Genomic DNA, 15,275 nt, shown 5'->3' with positions numbered 1-15,275 from the left:
GTACGCCGCTGGATTTGTGCCGCGCCCAAACACGGCGGACTGTTCGCTGGCGCTCCTGAGTCAGCCCTACGAGCGGCCAGCGGCCCGATCCGCCCTACGAATCGCGACGCAAATCCGGCGGAATCGGCAGATCGGGCAGTGGCGCTGGCCGCTTGCCCTTGCCGGCGCGGTACTGGCGCAACTGGTAGACGTAGGCCAGCACTTGCGCCACGGCGAGATACAGACCGGCAGGAATCTCCTGTTCGAGTTCCGTGGAGTAGTACACCGCCCGAGCCAGAGCCGGCGACTCCAGCACCATGACCTGGTGCTCCTGAGCGATCTCGCGAATCTTCAGCGCCAGGAAATCGCCACCCTTGGCCAACAGCACCGGCGCGCCGCCATTGTCCGGGTCATACTTGAGCGCCACGGCAAAGTGGGTCGGGTTGGTGATGACCACATCAGCCTGGGGCACGGCCTGCATCATGCGGCGCTCGGCCATCTCACGTTGCAGCTGACGAATACGCCCTTTGACCTCCGGTTTGCCCTCGGTGTCCTTGTACTCGTCACGCACTTCCTGCTTGGTCATCTTGAGCTTGTTCTTGTGGCTCCACAGCTGGAACGGCACGTCCACCGCCGCGATCAGGATCAGCCCGCACGACAGCCACAGCGCGCTCCAGCCCACCACCTGCAAGCTATGCAGGATGGCGGGCTCCACCGGCTCATTGGCGATGGAGAGCAGATCGTCCTGATCCATCGATAGCACCAGCAAGGCCACGGCGAGGATCACCAGAAACTTGGCCAGGGCCTTGAGCAGTTCCACCAGCGCCTGCACCGAGAACATCCGCTTGAGTCCGGCCAGCGGATTCATGCGACTGCCCTTGGGCTGCAACGCCTCGACCGAGAACAACCAGCCGCCCAAGACGATGGGGCCGGCGATGGAGGCGATCAACAGGGCGATGAGGAACGGCAACATGGCCTGCAAGGCATGCTTGCCGGACGCAAGCAGGTACAGCGCCATGCTGCCTTCGTTCATCAGCACGTCACGTGACAGGCTGAAGTTGCCGCGCATCAGATCGAGCATGGCGTCCCCCATCTGCGCGCCGAAGATCATCAGCGCGATGGTGCCGGTCAGGGTCACCGCCAGGGTATTGAGCTCCTTGGAGCGAGCGATCTGGCCTTTTTTCCGCGACTCTTCGAGCCGCTTACCAGTGGGTTCCTCGCTCTTGTCGGCGCCGCTTTCGCTCTCGGCCATAGCTACCTCGTCCGGGCGAATTCGCCCAGTTGCTGCAAGGCTTCACTGGCCAACCCCTGGAACAGGTTGCCGAAGTCGGAAAGCCCCACCCAGAAGATCACCAGGCCCAGGGCCAGGGTCAGGGGGAAGCCGATGGAAAAGATGTTCAGCTGCGGCGCAGCGCGGGTCATCACACCGAAGGCCAGGTTGATCACCAACAGCGCAGTGACCATTGGCAGGGTCAACAACAGCCCTGCGCCGATCACCCAACTCAGCTTGCCTGCCAGCTCCCAGTAGTGGTTGACCATCAGGCCCTGCCCGGAGGGCAAAGCGACGAAGCTCTCAGCGAGAATCTCCAGCGCCACCAAGTGGCCATTGATGGCCAGAAACAGCAAGGTCACCAGCATCAGCATGAACTGGCCAAGCACTGGAACGGAGACACCGTTGGTTGGGTCGACCATGGAAGCGAAACCCAGGCCCATCTGCATCGCAATGATTTGTCCAGCCACGGCGAACAGGTGGAAAAACAGCTGCAGAATGAAACCGAACATGGCGCCAATCAGCACCTGCTCGAGGATCAGCAACAGGCTACGCAGGCTCAGCGCATCCACTTGCGACATGGGCGGCAGGGTGGGCACCAGCACGACGCTGATGGCCAGAGCCAGGTACAGCCGCACACGGGTCGGCACCAGTTGGGTGCCGATGATCGGCATCACCATCAACATCGCGGCGATACGGAACAACGGCAGCAGAAACTGGCCGACCCAGCCACTGATCTGCTCGTTGCTCAATTCCAGCATCGCGCCCTGCCCCTCAACCTATGAGGTACGGAATGTTCTGAATCAGCGTCTGGGTGTACTCCATCAGCTGACTCACCAGCCAGGGGCCGGCCCAGATCAGGGTGATCAGCATCACCATCAGGCGCGGCAGGAAGCTCAGGGTCTGTTCGTTGATCTGCGTGGCGGCCTGGAACATGGCGACCACCAGGCCCACTAGCAGGCTCGGCACCACCGCCAGGCCGACGATCAGTACGATCAGCCAGAGCGCTTCGCGAAACAGGTCAACTGCCACCTCGGGAGTCATCGTGAGCCTCGCTATATCGTGCCGAAACTGGCGGCCAGGGTGCCCATGATCAGCGCCCAGCCGTCGACCAATACAAACAGCATGATCTTGAACGGCAAGGAAATGATCAGGGGCGAGAGCATCATCATGCCCATCGCCATGAGGATACTGGCGACCACCATGTCGATGATCAGAAACGGGATGAAGATCATGAAGCCGATCTGGAACGCCGTCTTCAGCTCCGAGGTGACGAAGGCCGGCACCAGGATGGTCAAGGGTACGTCTTCGACACCCGCCAGGTCAGTGCGCTTGGACAGGCGCACGAACAGCGCCAGATCGCTCTCACGGGTCTGCGCCAGCATGAAGTCGCGAATGGGCACCTCGGCCCGCTTCAAGGCCTCCTGCGCGACGATCTCCTCGTTGAGGTACGGCTGCAGCGCACTGGTATTAATCCGATCGAAGATCGGCGCCATGATGAACATGGTCAGGAACAGGGCAAGGCCGACCAGAATCTGGTTCGACGGCGTCTGCTGCAGGCCCAGAGCCTGACGCAGGATGGAAAAGACGATGATGATCCGGGTAAAGCTGGTCATCAGCATGACGAACGCCGGAATGAAGCTCAGCGCGGTCATGATCAGCAGAATCTGCAGGCTGACCGAATATTCCTGCTGGCCTTCTGCGTCCGTCGACAAAGTGATGGCTGGTATCGACAACGGGCTATTGCCCTGCTGGATCAGCGAACTGCCTGTCGGTGGATCTTCGGCAAAAGCCAGTGAAGCGGCCAGGCTGAGCAGCACCACCAGCAACAAACGCAGCATCAGGATTTGTCCTTCTGATCCTTGCCCAGCAGCTCCATCAGGCGCTGGGCGAACTCCGGCGTGGCCGGTTCGGCATCAGCCAGGTGCACCGGCTCCTTGAGCACGTGCAGCGGCGTGATGCGTCCGGCGGACAGGCCCAGCAGAATTTGCTCGTTGCCCACCTGCACCAGCACCAGGCGATCACGCGGGCCGAGCGCCTGGGTCGAGAGCAGCTTGATCACCTGCCCGCCCCGCGGGTTCAGTTGCTGAACACGACGCAGCAGCCAGGCCAACAGGAAGATCAGGCCGATTACCAGCAACAGGCCAAGCAGCAGTTGACCGAGCTGGCCGGCGATGTCGCTGCCCGCCATCGGCGTGGCTGCCTTGCCGACAGGTTCGGCGGCCAGTACGGCACCAGGCAGCGCCAGCAGCAATGCGAGAAGTCGAGCCATGATCAGCGCAGCTTCTTGATACGTTCGCTGGGGCTGATCACGTCGGTGAGACGGATGCCGAACTTCTCGTTGACCACCACCACTTCACCATGGGCGATCAGCGTGCCATTGACCAGCACATCGAGTGGCTCACCAGCCAGGCGATCCAGTTCGATCACCGAGCCCTGATTGAGCTGCAACAGGTTGCGGATGGTGATATCGGTGTTGCCCACTTCCATGGAAATGGATACCGGAATGTCCAGAATCACATCCAGATTGGGCCCTTCCAGATTCACGGGTAGGCTCATGGCAGGCGGTGCGCTGCCGAACTCTTCCATCGGCGCTCGCGGCGCCGCAGGTGCTGCAGGCTGAGCAGCGCTCTGCCCGGCCAGCATGGCATCGATATCGTCCTGGTCGGCATCGCCCGCCTCGGCCAGCGCAGCTGCCCACTCATCGGCCAGTGCCTGCTCCTCGGGGGAGGTGTTTTCTTCATCTGCCATCGTCTTTCCTCGCCTGGCTTCAGCTATTCGTTCGCATCGGGCCCAATGGCCCTCTTGGAGTTACCAGCGCCTCAGCGCTGGCGTTCGATCGGTTCGAGCACTTGCAGGGCCAGATTGCCCTTATGGGCGCCCAGCTTGACCTTGAAAGTCGGTACGCCATTGGCGCGCATGACCACGTTCTCCGGCAACTCGACCGGAATCACGTCGCCCGGCTGCATGTGCAGGATGTCACGTAGCTTCAACTGCCGACGCGCCACGGTGGCGCCCAGCGGTACGCTGACGTCGAGGATGTCCTCACGCAGCGCCTTGATCCAACGCTCGTCCTGATCGTCGACGTCGGACTGGAAACCGGCATCGAGCATCTCGCGGATCGGCTCGATCATCGAGTAGGGCATGGTGATGTGCAGGTCACCACCGCCACCATCCAATTCGATGTGGAAGGTGGACACCACCACCACTTCGCTGGGGCTGACGATATTGGCCAGCGCCGGGTTGACCTCGGAGTTGACGTACTCGAAGTTGATGTCCATCACCGCATGCCAGGCTTCGCGCAGGTCGACGAAGGCCTGGTCGAGCACCATGCGCACCACGCGCAGTTCGGTCGGAGTGAATTCGCGGCCTTCGATCTTGGCATGGCGCCCATCGCCGCCGAAGAAGTTGTCCACCAGCTTGAACACCAGCTTGGCGTCGAGGATGAACAGGCCGGTGCCACGCAGCGGCTTCATCTTCACCAGGTTGAGACTGGTCGGTACGTAGAGCGAGTGAACGTACTCGCCGAACTTCATGACCTGCACGCCGCCGACCGCCACGTCAGCCGACCGGCGCAGCAGGTTGAACATGCTGATGCGGGTGTAACGGGCAAAACGCTCGTTGATCATCTCCAGGGTCGGCATGCGCCCACGGACGATACGATCCTGGCTGGTCAGGTCATATTGCTTGACGCTACCGGGTTCCGCGGCGTCTTCGGTCTCAACCAGGCCGTCATCGACGCCATGCAACAGCGCATCGATCTCGTCCTGGGAAAGCAGATCCTGCACGGCCATGTTCAGCTCCCGGCTACTGCAAAACGAAGTTGGTGAAGAGCACCTGCTCGACCACGGTGCTGCCGGTTTCCGTCTGAGCCAGTTCCTGCACGCTGGCCAATGCCTGCTGCAGGAGCATCTCCTTGCCCAAAGGTGTCTGCAGGGCTGCGAAATCCTGGCCGGACAGCAACATCACCAGACGGTTACGCAGCACCGGCATGTGAACCTTGAGTTTCTCCATGCCGGCGGCATCGCGACTCATCAGCGCCATGCTCACCTGCAGGTAGCGGGTACGGTTCTGGTAATTGAAATTGACCACGAAGGCCGGCTGCAGATCCTGGTAGATCGCGGGCTGCCGCACTGGTGTCGTGCTGGCCGCTTCTGCCGGCTTGGCCTCCTCGCTCTTGTCACCCTTGCTGAGAATGAACCAGGTACCGCCAATGGACAGACCTATAGCCAGGAGCAAGCCCACGACGATGAGGATGATGAGCTTGAGTTTGCTCTTGCCGGCCGGCTGCCCGTCGGCGGCCGGTGCTGCTTCTTTCTTAGCCATGCCAATAATCCGTCACTGCCTACGTTCTTTCCGCTTTCAAAGGGTTAAGAGCAAGTGTTATGCCAGCATATGAGCAGGCTTGTCTAACTCTGGGCTGCGGATTTAACAGGGCCGCGCCCTTGCTGTCACCCAAAATGCATTCGCCCAGGCGGCCTATCGACCACCCGGGCGAATGCAAGTCTAGCGGAGTAACGCCGACCAGCGGAGATCGAGCGCTTTCTGTGCGCCTCAGTCCTCACCAGGCAGCCGAAGTGGGTGGCACGTCAATCACCCACACCACAGTGCCTCAGGCGTAGTAGTCGACAAGACCACGTCCCGAGCTCAGGTGCTCGCTGCGAACCTCCTGATGTACACCTGGCAACGCCTCGTCGGCAACCAGGCGCCCGTCAGCAGAACCCGCCCCACCACGACCGCCCTCACCTTGCCCCTGTCCCTGCCAGCCACGATTGAGCGACTGATCAGAAACATTGGCGTCGGCCAGGTTCATCCCCTGCTGAGCGAACAGCTCGCGCAGCCGATGCATCTGCCCCTCCAGCGCTTCACGCACACCGGCGTTGGGACTGGCGAAGGTCACCTGAGCCTGATCCTGGGACAGGTTCACCCGTACCTCAAGGCGTCCCAGTTCTGCCGGATCAAGCTGGATCTCGGCCGACTTGAGGTTCTGGCTGGACAACCACATGACGCGATCAACCACCGCCTCGCTCCAGCCCCCCTGATGCATGGGCACCGGCTGGCCCGGCACCAACGGCAAGCGAGGTGCCGCCGTGGTCTGCTGATTGAGCGCCTGGGTCAACGCGTTGAGCTTGCTGACGAACTGGTCGGGGCGAGTGGGTTGCACGCTGTCCTTGAGACTTTCCAGCGCGTCCTTGGCCAAGTCATCGAGTGGCAACTCCAGGCTCACCTCGTCGCTGGCCTTGGTCTTCTCCTCACCCTTGCCCATGGCCGCCATCGCAGCCGCGAAGTCGGTGCTGTTCGCGCGCGAATTCTTGCTCACGCTCTCCTGGGCCACCTGCGCCTTGCTGTCCTCTTCCGGCAGCTGCTTGAGCATGGCCATAGGGTCGAGTGAGTCGTCCTCCAGCACTGGCTCCGGCTCATCCGTCACGTTGTTGGCAAGGCCACTGATGATCAGTGCTGGCGCCTCCAGAGCATCCTCGGTAGGCGGCGCCTCCTCAGGCTGCGTCTGAATCCCCCCCAGCGCCATGGCCAGCAGCGGATCGATGGCTTCAGGGGCCTGCTCATCGCTCGGCAAGGAATTGCCGGAGGCGGCAACATCCGCCTCTTCGGCGGCAGCGCCGGGGGAGTCGGTAGCGGGCTTTGCCGGCTCCTGATTGCTTTGTGCAGAGCCATTGGCGCGCTCGCCAGGTTTGCTCTGGCGCTCTTTGGCATACACCTCGGCAAAGCTCGAAGCCCCGTTCTTGCTGGGCTCTGGCGCTTTGGCGGGTGGCTGCGCTTTGCTCTTCACCTCAGGCGTGGCCTGCAGGCGTAGGTCGGGCAACGCGGACATGGACGCTCTCCGTCTATTGGGTCGTGACGGTATCAGAGCAAAGGATGGGCCAAGTCGAGCAGAGGGCACCTCTAAAAACTACCTGCGTTGCCATCGCGGCGTTAAAAACATGCTCAAAATGCTCATTTACAGCACGTAAACTCCGCTTTTTCGCCTGTTTTTGCCTTGCGCTGGCTGCCTCGCCTACGTTTTTAGAGGCGCCCCCAGAATACCTATAACGAAGGTCAGACGCGGTAACGCTGGCGCTCGGATTTGAACAGGATGCGGACGATGGCGAACTCGCGCTCGATCTGCTCGATCAACGCTGGCGCCAGCTCCAGGGTCTCACGTCGTCCGGCATCCTCAAGCTGCTTGCACAGGCCGGCGAGCATCACCGCTCCCATGTTACTGCAACTGCCCTTGAAGCTGTGCGCGGCCAGGCGCAGTCCCTGCGCGTCACCTTCAGCTTCGGCCTGATGCAGAAGACGCAGGCGCTCTTCAGAATCGGCTACGAAGGTATCGAGCAGAATGGGGTATTCGTCTTCCATGACGTCCTGCAGGGCAGCCAGGACGGCATCGTCGAGATGGATATCGGACACCGAGAAACTCCCTGAACGACAACGATGTCTGCTCTGGCTTCAGCACGAGTAACGCCGCTGAGCCTGATACAGAACCTGCATATTATGCCTCAGCGGCCCAACAAAACTCCACGCTGACGCCCTGCCCGTCAGGCCAGCCCTGGAATCCATCGCTGAGTTCACGCACCAGCGTCAGGCCACGACCACACAGCGCTTCATCCTGAGACGTGAGGATGGTTGCCGGATCGAACCCCGGGCCACTGTCCTCGACCCGTACGATCAGACGACCACCACCCGCCTCCGGCAGCAACTGCAAATGGAAACGTACATAACCATCGCTCAACGCCGCCAGACGCAGGCGCCGTTCTCGATAGTACTCGGCAAAACCGCTGGAATCCTGTTTGAGCGACGAGTCCAGGCCCATCACGCCATGCTCCAGCGCATTGGAGTAAAGCTCGGCCAGCACCGTGTAGAGTTCTCCACCACGCGGTCTGAGCGCCTGTACATCCAGCAGTAATTGCAGCAGGAACGGCAAGGGATTGAAGTGACGCAGACTCTGCGCACGAAATTCGAAACTCGCCGACCAGTCCAGCGGACTGCTGTGGCCGCTATCGGCGAAGGCCAGCGGCCGGGGATGCTCGTCGTCCTCGGCGAGGCCGACCTGAAGCATGCTGACGTCGTCCTGTTGCTCACCACGAAACGCCACCAACGCCTGCTGGATTTCCTCGAACAGGGCCTGAGGCTGGCGATTGGCATCGAGCAAGGCCAGTAACCGAGCTTCACCAAACAACTCACCCTGTTGATTGCTGGCCTCCAGCACGCCATCACTGAGCAGAAAGATGCGATCACCCGGTGTCAACGGATAGATTTCGCAACGGTCGCTGAACGCTGCGGGCTCAAGAATGCCCAGCGGCAAGTGACGCGATACCAGCGCCTGGCGAGGTCGCCCGTCGCCGTGCAACAGGTGCCCGTCGGGCAGCCCGCCGTTCCACACCTCCAGCAACCCGCGCTTGCTGCTGATATTGAGCAAGGTGGCGCAGCAGAACACACCTACCGGCAGGATGCGTTTGAGCTTGGCGTTGATCTCGCGAAGAATTTCGGCCAGGGCATGGCCCTTGGCAGTCATGCCGTAGAACACCTCGGCCAGCGGCATGGCACCAATTGCCGCTGGCAGGCCATGACCGGTGAAGTCGCCGAGCATCACGTGCATGCCGCCCGAAGGCTTGTAGGCAGCCAGCAGCAAATCGCCGTTGAACAGCGCATAGGGCGATTGCAGGTAACGAATGTTCGGTGCATCCAGACAGCCGGAATGCGCCACCTTGTCGAATACCGCCTTGGCCACACGCTGCTCACGCAGCAGGTGCTCGTTGTGCCGGGCGATCAGATCACGCTGCTGCAGCACGGTGTCCTGCAGACGACGCAGGCGATCCATGGCGCCGATCTTGGCTTCGAGTATCACGCGGTTATAGGGCTTGGCGAGAAAATCGTCGCCACCAGCTTCCAGGCAGCGAACCAGCGCTTCACCTTCGGTCAACGAGGTGAGAAAGATGATCGGTACCAGCGCCTCGCCGGCCTGCTGCTTGATCCTGCGCGCCGCCTCGAAGCCGTCCATTACCGGCATCAGAGCATCCATCAAGACCAGTTGCGGACGCTCCTGCTCGAACAATGCAACGGCCTCCAGGCCATTGCTGGCGGTGAGCACACGGTGCCCCTGGCGGCTGACGATGGTGGACAGCAGCATACGGTCGGCCGCGTTGTCCTCGGCGATCAGGATCGACAGACGCTCAGGCATGCTCAGTTGATCTGAAACAGTTGCTCGAAGTTGGAAATCGCCAGAATCTTGCGTACGTCGCTGCTGCAATTGAGCAGGCGAATCTGTGCCGCATCACCACCGGCATGATCACGCAGCAACAGGAGCATGCCTAATGCCGAGCTGTCCAGATAGCTGGTGTCCTGCAGGTCGACCTGGTAGCGCTTCGGTGTGATGCTGATGCGTTCGTAGGCGTCGCGAAACTCCTGGTGAGAGGCGAAATCGAATCGCCCTCGAATCACGATGGTCAGCTCTTGCCCGTCCGCGGACGGTTGCGAGGTGATGGCCATGTCTGCTCCTTAGTCGAGACCTTGCCGGATTAGTCGGCGTACGCTCAAGGTGTAGCATTTGGCAGAAAGCGAGACAACTGCTATCAGGGTTCGCCGCGATCCGTCAGGCGTTGCGCAAGCTCGTCGAGCAGCTTCTGCTCCCGTTTATCCTCGGCCAGCCGCGCCTCGGCTATGTAGCGCTGTACCAACTTACGCAGGCCCTCCAGACGTGCATATCGTTGCTGCCAGATGGCGCGAACCTTCTCCAGATTGGCACGATGCCATTCGATGCTCTGCTGCTGCTGGGCGACGGCCGTTTCCAGCTGTGAAAGGAAACGCTGATAGTTCATCAGCCACTGCCCGGATACGCCCTTGCTGCCTTCGCTGATCCACTGCTGCTGGTAATCGCCACGAAAACGCTCCAGCTCGCCCAGTTTGGCCTCGGCCTGGCCCACCAGCCCCTGACAATGCCCCATCTGGCGCGCGGCCTCTCGCTCGGCCTTTTCCGCCATATCGACGACAGGTTGCAGGCGCTTGGCGCGACTCAGGCTCATCCGCACCTCGGAGGGCGGGAGCAACCCGGCAGTTCACCCTGGCGGGCGTCACCCGCCCCATGGCCCCAGGTCACTGTCCCAGCACCCCGGCCAATTGATCGCGGCTTTGCACCATCCCTACGCTTTCACTGAGCCCCTGACGCAGGTATTGAGCCATCACCGGCTGACGGGCAATGGCCAGATCGGTATCAGCATCACCGCCAGGCACATAGGCACCGACGCTGATCAGGTCGCGACTCTGCTGATAACGTGCCCACAACTGCTTGAAGCGCTGCGCCTGCTTCAACTGCTCGGGCGGCACCACCTGCGGCATCACCCGGCTGATGGAGGATTCGATGTCGATGGCCGGGTAATGTCCCTCCTCAGCCAACCGACGCGACAATACGAAGTGCCCGTCGAGTACGCCACGTGCGGCATCAGCAATGGGATCCTGCTGATCGTCCCCCTCGCTGAGCACGGTGTAGAACGCAGTGATCGACCCGCCGCCAGCCTCGGCGTTACCGGCACGTTCCACCAGCTTGGGTAGCTTGGCGAACACCGAAGGCGGATAGCCCTTGGTCGCAGGCGGCTCGCCAATGGCCAGGGCGATCTCCCGCTGAGCCTGGGCATAGCGGGTCAACGAATCCATCAACAGCAAGACGTTCTTGCCCTTGTCACGAAAGTATTCGGCGATGCGCGTGCAGTATTGTGCCGCGCGCAGGCGCATGAGCGGCGCATCGTCGGCCGGTGACGCCACGACCACCGAGCGCTTGAGGCCTTCCTCACCGAGAATCTCGTCGATGAACTCCTTGACCTCGCGACCCCGCTCGCCGATCAGGCCGACCACAATGATCTCGGCCTCGGTAAAACGGGTCATCATGCCCAGCAGCACCGACTTGCCCACCCCGGTACCGGCGAACAGGCCCAAACGCTGGCCACGCCCCACGGTCAGCAGGCCATTGATCGAACGAATGCCAACATCCAGTGGCTGGCTGATGGGATCACGATTGAGCGGGTTGATGGCCGGCCCATCCATCGGCACCCAATCCTCGGCCTTCATGCCGCCCTTGCCATCCAGCGCGCGGCCCGCGCCATCGAGAACCCGCCCCAACATGGTCATGCCCATGGGCAAACGTCCGGCGTCTGGCAATGGCACCACGCGTGCACCCGGCGCGATACCGGCCAGGCTGCCGACCGGCATCAGGTAGATCTTGCCACCGGAAAAGCCCATGACCTCGGCTTCCACCTGCACCGGGTGATAGCTGTCGCTATTGATCACCAGACAACGACTGCCAATGGCAGCGCGCAGTCCTTCGGCCTCCAGGGTCAGGCCGACCATGCGCAACAGACGGCCTTCGAGTATAGGCTGACTGGGTAGGCTGATCGCGTCGCTATAGCCCTCCAGGCGCCGGGCGAAACTCACGCGATCAAGGCGCATCGGGGTTGTCCAGATCCAGGCTTATGTCCGCCTCCGGCGGCTCGGTGATCTGCGCCCGCTGCTGCTCGAACAACTGCTTGAGCGCCTGGGCCATGCGGGTTTCGACACTGGCATCGATCTGGCTGTGTTCTGCCTCGATGCGGCAACCGCCCGGCAGCAGGCTCTCATCTTCGAGAATGCGCCAGCTTTCCTCATGGCGCTCGCGCAGTGCCTTGACGGTTTCGAAGTCTTGCGGATTGATCTGAATGCGCACGTTGCCCGCGCCCATCGGCAGCAGCTTGAGCGCCTCGCGCAATACCTGGCGGATCTGGCTGGAGTCGGTGCTCAGCTCGCGCTGAATGACCTCGCGCGCCATGTGGCTGACCAGGCGCACCAGAGCGACCTCCAGTTGCTGATCCTGCTCGGCGATGGGATCGAGCAACTGCGCCATGAGTTTTTCCAGGCCATTGACCTTGACTGCCAAGGCGGCGTCGGCCTCTTGCTTGGCCTTGATCTGGCCAGCGTGGAAGCCATCTTTCTCGCCGGTGGCGAAACCTTCGTTGTAGGCGTCCTGGCGGATAGCCTCGAGCTCATCGAGCGTCAGCGGCTTGACGTCCTCGAGCGCGACTTCCTCGATTTGCCCGGCTTGCTCGGGCTCGACAGGAGTGGTGGCAGGCTCGGCCAGTACTTCTTCGACCTCGACCGGCTCGGCACCTGGCTCGTCGAAGCTGGGCAGCGCCCAGCGGTCGAACATGCCGAGATCCTTGGCGCGAATCAGCTCGCTTTCCGGCTCCTTGGCAGCCATGCGTCAGCTCCTAGACCATCTCTTCGCCGCCCTTGCCGCCGAGCACGATCTCTCCGGCTTCGGCCATGCGACGGGCGATGGTGAGGATTTCCTTCTGCGCAGTCTCGACATCGCTGACACGTACAGGCCCTTTGGCCTCCAGGTCGTCGCGCAACAGTTCGGCCGCGCGCTTGGACATGTTCTTGAACACCTTGTCCTTGATCGCCTCGTCGGCGCCCTTGAGCGCCAGTACCAGCACTTCGGAGGAAACCTCGCGCAGCAGCGCCTGGATGCCACGGTCGTCGACGTCGGCCAGGTTGTCGAAGACGAACATCAGGTCTTCGATCTGCGTCGACAGGTCTTCGTCCACTTCGCGGATCGAGTCCATCAACTGGCCCTCAACCGAGCTGTCGAGGAAGTTCATGATGTCCGCCGCCCGCTTCACGCCGCCCATCGAGGCGCGCGTGGTATTGGCGCTGCCGGAGAACTGCTTCTCGAGGATCTGATTCAATTCCTTGAGGGCGGACGGTTGCACGGTGTTGAGCGAGGATACGCGCAGGATGATGTCCAGGCGCACCTTGTGATCGAAGTGGCTGAGCACTTCACCGGCCTGATCCGGATCGAGGTAGGCCACAACGATGGCCTGGATCTGCGGGTGCTCGTAACGGATCACGTCGGCCACGGCACGCGGCTCCATCCACTTGAGGCTGTCCAGGCCACTGGTGCTGCCGCCAAGCAGAATACGGTCGATCAGGTTGCCGGCCTTGTCCTCGCCCAATGCCTGGGTGAGCATCTTGCGGATATAGCCATCGGCGCCGACGCCAAGGCTGGTCTGGTCGCCGACGATATCGACGAACTCGGCCATCACCTGCTCCACCTGTTCGCGGTGGATGTTGCGCATGCCCGCCATTGCCACGCCGACGCGCTGCACTTCCTTCGGCCCCAGGTGCCGCAACACCTGAGCGGCGTCCGTCTCGCCGAGCGATAGCAAGAGAATGGCGGCCTTGTCGACCTTGTTCAGCTTGGTAGCGGTGCGATTATCACTCATCGGCGTTGATCCACTCTTTCACGACCTGCGCTACGCGGCCAGGATCTTCCGCTACCAGACTCTTGATAGCGTTCAGTTGTGCATCATACCCCTCGCTGGGGCTAGGCAACATGATGCTCTGCGGTCCGCCGAGGCTGACCCGATCATCGGACAGCTCGCCGCCCAGCCCCCCCATCTCACCTAGCTCGACATCGCCAGAGCCCGCCAGATCCTTGCCTCTGCCACCACCCGTGATGTTGTTGAGCACCGGGCGCAGCACGCCGAATACCAGCACCAGGATGAACAGCACGCCGAGCACTTGCTTGACGATGTCCCAGAACCAGGGCTGGGTGTAGAACGGAATGTCCGGAATTTCCTCGCCCAGCGAAGCGGTGAACGCGGTGTTGATCACGCTGACGCTGTCGCCACGGCTGGCGTCGAAGCCCACCGAATCCTGCACCAGGCGGGTGAAACGCGCCAGATCATCGGCAGTCCATGGCACTCGGCTGGACTCGCCAGTGGCTGGATCGACACGCACCTGATCATCCACGACCACCGCCACCGACAGGCGACGCAGACGCCCCTGCTGCTGACGGGTGTAGCTGATGGAGCGATCCAGCTCAAAGTTGCGGGTGGACTGCTCGCGCTTGTCCGCCGGATACGGTGCCAGCATCGGCTGCCCCGTCGCCGGATCCATGATCTGCTGGCCATTGGCATCGACCAGCGGTTGGCCGGCGGCAATAGGCCCAGCAGGTGGTGCGGCGCCAGCAGCCTGCTGCGGAGCGGCAGCCGGGCCTGGAGGCTGGTTGGAAAGCGCGCCGGGGACGCCTTGCGGCGGCAGGCTGCTCTGGCGCTGCTCGTTGACCTGTTGTTCGCTGCGCAGCGCTGGTTGATCCGGGTTGAACATCTCGGAGGTGGACTCCACCGCGCTGAAATCGACGTCGGCGGAGACTTCTGCCTTGTAGCGACCAGTGCCCAGCACCGGCTGCAGAATGTTGTGCACGCGCTGGGTGAACAGGGTTTCCATGCGGCGGGTGTAGTCGAACTGCTTGCCAGCCATGGTCAGCTCGGACAGCTCCTGCTGATCGGACAGCAGGTTGCCCTTCTGGTCGACGACGGTGACCTGGCCCTTGTCCAGCTCCGGAACACTGGTCGCCACCAAATTGACGATGGCCATCACCTGACTCGGCTCCAGGTTGCGGCCCGGATAGAGTTCCACCAGTACCGAGGCGCTGGGCTTGCGCTCGTCACGCACGAAGACCGATGCCTTGGGCATGGCCAGGTGCACGCGCGCAGCCTTGACGTTGTTGAGGCTGGCCACCGTACGTGCAAGCTCGCCTTCGAGGCCACGGCGATAACGGGTCGCCTCCATGAACTGGCTGGTACCCAGGCCCTGCTCACGATCGAGAATCTCGAAGCCGACGCTAGTGTCGGTCGGTGCCACGCCAGCAGCAGCCAGACGCATGCGCGCCCGAGCCAGGTCGTCGGCCTTGACCAGCAATGCACCGGAGTTGGGTTCGATGGTGTAGTCGATGCCGGAGGTGGTCAGGGTGTCCACCACCTGAGTCGCATCCATGCCATTGAGGCTGCCATACAGCGGGCGGTAATCCGGCTGCTGCGACCAGAGCACCACGGCAAAACCGATTGCCACGCTGGCTGCCAGGCCGACCAGCAGACCGAGCTGACGCAGCACCGACATCTCGGCGAGGTTCTCCAGAAAGCTCAACCCGAACAGCGGCCCCTTGGGCTCGCCTGGGGCGGCTTTGGCCGGTACGTTTGCTACTGCTGCTTCAGCCATG

Annotated in this window: 17 protein-coding genes; all 17 read right to left on the bottom strand. The window is 62.1% G+C overall.

What is annotated here, in order from left to right; genetic code table 11:
- Window positions 1-94: 94 nt before the first annotated feature.
- Window positions 95-1,231 (bottom strand): flagellar biosynthesis protein FlhB, encoded by a 1,137-nt coding sequence (flhB, locus tag C7A17_RS20620; RefSeq protein WP_106739907.1) that lies wholly within the window; start codon window positions 1,229-1,231, stop codon window positions 95-97.
- 2 nt (window positions 1,232-1,233) lie between these two features.
- The gene (gene fliR / locus C7A17_RS20615; RefSeq protein WP_106739904.1) at window positions 1,234-2,010 is read right to left on the bottom strand and encodes a flagellar biosynthetic protein FliR; all 777 of its coding nucleotides are present in this window, start codon (window positions 2,008-2,010) and stop codon (window positions 1,234-1,236) included.
- Between the two features lie 13 nt (window positions 2,011-2,023).
- Window positions 2,024-2,293 (bottom strand): flagellar biosynthesis protein FliQ, encoded by a 270-nt coding sequence (gene fliQ / locus C7A17_RS20610; protein ID WP_017679172.1) that lies wholly within the window; start codon window positions 2,291-2,293, stop codon window positions 2,024-2,026.
- Between the two features lie 11 nt (window positions 2,294-2,304).
- A complete protein-coding gene (gene fliP, locus C7A17_RS20605) occupies window positions 2,305-3,090 on the bottom strand; it encodes a flagellar type III secretion system pore protein FliP (RefSeq protein WP_106739901.1) in 786 nt (261 codons plus the stop codon).
- Window positions 3,090-3,521 (bottom strand): flagellar biosynthetic protein FliO, encoded by a 432-nt coding sequence (gene fliO / locus C7A17_RS20600; protein ID WP_106739898.1) that lies wholly within the window; start codon window positions 3,519-3,521, stop codon window positions 3,090-3,092. Before fliO ends, fliP begins: the two co-directional genes overlap by 1 nt.
- 2 nt (window positions 3,522-3,523) lie before the next feature.
- Window positions 3,524-4,000, bottom strand: a complete 477-nt coding sequence (fliN, locus tag C7A17_RS20595) for a flagellar motor switch protein FliN (protein ID WP_106739896.1) — start codon at window positions 3,998-4,000, stop codon at window positions 3,524-3,526.
- Window positions 4,001-4,071: 71 nt separating this feature from the next.
- Window positions 4,072-5,043, bottom strand: coding sequence for a flagellar motor switch protein FliM (gene fliM, locus C7A17_RS20590; RefSeq protein ID WP_106739893.1), 972 nt, complete (start codon window positions 5,041-5,043; stop codon window positions 4,072-4,074).
- A 13-nt stretch (window positions 5,044-5,056) separates the two neighbouring features.
- Window positions 5,057-5,575: a flagellar basal body-associated protein FliL gene (gene fliL / locus C7A17_RS20585; protein ID WP_106739891.1), complete on the bottom strand. Its 519-nt coding sequence runs from the start codon at window positions 5,573-5,575 to the stop codon at window positions 5,057-5,059.
- 286 nt (window positions 5,576-5,861) lie between these two features.
- Window positions 5,862-7,079 (bottom strand): flagellar hook-length control protein FliK, encoded by a 1,218-nt coding sequence (locus C7A17_RS20580; RefSeq protein WP_106739888.1) that lies wholly within the window; start codon window positions 7,077-7,079, stop codon window positions 5,862-5,864.
- Between the two features lie 224 nt (window positions 7,080-7,303).
- Entirely contained in the window at window positions 7,304-7,657 is a 354-nt protein-coding gene (locus tag C7A17_RS20570) for an Hpt domain-containing protein (RefSeq protein WP_106739885.1), read from the bottom strand.
- An 82-nt stretch (window positions 7,658-7,739) separates the two neighbouring features.
- The gene (locus C7A17_RS20565) at window positions 7,740-9,428 is read right to left on the bottom strand and encodes a fused response regulator/phosphatase (RefSeq protein ID WP_106739883.1); all 1,689 of its coding nucleotides are present in this window, start codon (window positions 9,426-9,428) and stop codon (window positions 7,740-7,742) included.
- A gap of 2 nt (window positions 9,429-9,430) precedes the next feature.
- Window positions 9,431-9,736 (bottom strand): STAS domain-containing protein, encoded by a 306-nt coding sequence (locus tag C7A17_RS20560; protein ID WP_106739881.1) that lies wholly within the window; start codon window positions 9,734-9,736, stop codon window positions 9,431-9,433.
- 83 nt (window positions 9,737-9,819) lie between these two features.
- Complete coding sequence (gene fliJ / locus C7A17_RS20555) at window positions 9,820-10,269, bottom strand: flagellar export protein FliJ (protein ID WP_106739878.1); 450 nt, start codon at window positions 10,267-10,269, stop codon at window positions 9,820-9,822.
- A 70-nt stretch (window positions 10,270-10,339) separates the two neighbouring features.
- Window positions 10,340-11,686: a flagellar protein export ATPase FliI gene (gene fliI / locus C7A17_RS20550; RefSeq protein ID WP_106739875.1), complete on the bottom strand. Its 1,347-nt coding sequence runs from the start codon at window positions 11,684-11,686 to the stop codon at window positions 10,340-10,342.
- Window positions 11,676-12,470, bottom strand: coding sequence for a flagellar assembly protein FliH (gene fliH, locus C7A17_RS20545; RefSeq protein WP_106739873.1), 795 nt, complete (start codon window positions 12,468-12,470; stop codon window positions 11,676-11,678). The genes fliI and fliH overlap by 11 nt, the downstream gene beginning before the upstream one ends.
- Window positions 12,471-12,480: 10 nt before the next feature.
- Window positions 12,481-13,497 (bottom strand): flagellar motor switch protein FliG, encoded by a 1,017-nt coding sequence (gene fliG, locus C7A17_RS20540; protein ID WP_106739871.1) that lies wholly within the window; start codon window positions 13,495-13,497, stop codon window positions 12,481-12,483.
- Complete coding sequence (gene fliF / locus C7A17_RS20535) at window positions 13,490-15,274, bottom strand: flagellar basal-body MS-ring/collar protein FliF (protein WP_106739868.1); 1,785 nt, start codon at window positions 15,272-15,274, stop codon at window positions 13,490-13,492. Before fliF ends, fliG begins: the two co-directional genes overlap by 8 nt.
- Window position 15,275 lies beyond the last annotated feature (1 nt).

The organism is Pseudomonas mendocina, assembly GCF_003008615.1.
GTDB lineage: Bacteria > Pseudomonadota > Gammaproteobacteria > Pseudomonadales > Pseudomonadaceae > Aquipseudomonas > Aquipseudomonas mendocina_C.
The sequence above is the reverse complement of the archived record's forward strand: the minus strand, read 5'-3'. Positions and strand labels throughout refer to the sequence as shown.

Coding starts and splice junctions, on each gene's coding strand:
- flhB (WP_106739907.1), bottom strand. CDS start 1,231: ATGGCCGAGAGCGAAAGCGGCGCCGACAAGAGCGAGGAACCCACTGGT.
- fliR (WP_106739904.1), bottom strand. CDS start 2,010: ATGCTGGAATTGAGCAACGAGCAGATCAGTGGCTGGGTCGGCCAGTTT.
- fliQ (WP_017679172.1), bottom strand. CDS start 2,293: ATGACTCCCGAGGTGGCAGTTGACCTGTTTCGCGAAGCGCTCTGGCTG.
- fliP (WP_106739901.1), bottom strand. CDS start 3,090: ATGCTGCGTTTGTTGCTGGTGGTGCTGCTCAGCCTGGCCGCTTCACTG.
- fliO (WP_106739898.1), bottom strand. CDS start 3,521: ATGGCTCGACTTCTCGCATTGCTGCTGGCGCTGCCTGGTGCCGTACTG.
- fliN (WP_106739896.1), bottom strand. CDS start 4,000: ATGGCAGATGAAGAAAACACCTCCCCCGAGGAGCAGGCACTGGCCGAT.
- fliM (WP_106739893.1), bottom strand. CDS start 5,043: ATGGCCGTGCAGGATCTGCTTTCCCAGGACGAGATCGATGCGCTGTTG.
- fliL (WP_106739891.1), bottom strand. CDS start 5,575: ATGGCTAAGAAAGAAGCAGCACCGGCCGCCGACGGGCAGCCGGCCGGC.
- C7A17_RS20580 (WP_106739888.1), bottom strand. CDS start 7,079: ATGTCCGCGTTGCCCGACCTACGCCTGCAGGCCACGCCTGAGGTGAAG.
- C7A17_RS20565 (WP_106739883.1), bottom strand. CDS start 9,428: ATGCCTGAGCGTCTGTCGATCCTGATCGCCGAGGACAACGCGGCCGAC.
- C7A17_RS20560 (WP_106739881.1), bottom strand. CDS start 9,736: ATGGCCATCACCTCGCAACCGTCCGCGGACGGGCAAGAGCTGACCATC.
- fliJ (WP_106739878.1), bottom strand. CDS start 10,269: ATGAGCCTGAGTCGCGCCAAGCGCCTGCAACCTGTCGTCGATATGGCG.
- fliI (WP_106739875.1), bottom strand. CDS start 11,686: ATGCGCCTTGATCGCGTGAGTTTCGCCCGGCGCCTGGAGGGCTATAGC.
- fliH (WP_106739873.1), bottom strand. CDS start 12,470: ATGGCTGCCAAGGAGCCGGAAAGCGAGCTGATTCGCGCCAAGGATCTC.
- fliG (WP_106739871.1), bottom strand. CDS start 13,497: ATGAGTGATAATCGCACCGCTACCAAGCTGAACAAGGTCGACAAGGCC.
- fliF (WP_106739868.1), bottom strand. CDS start 15,274: ATGGCTGAAGCAGCAGTAGCAAACGTACCGGCCAAAGCCGCCCCAGGC.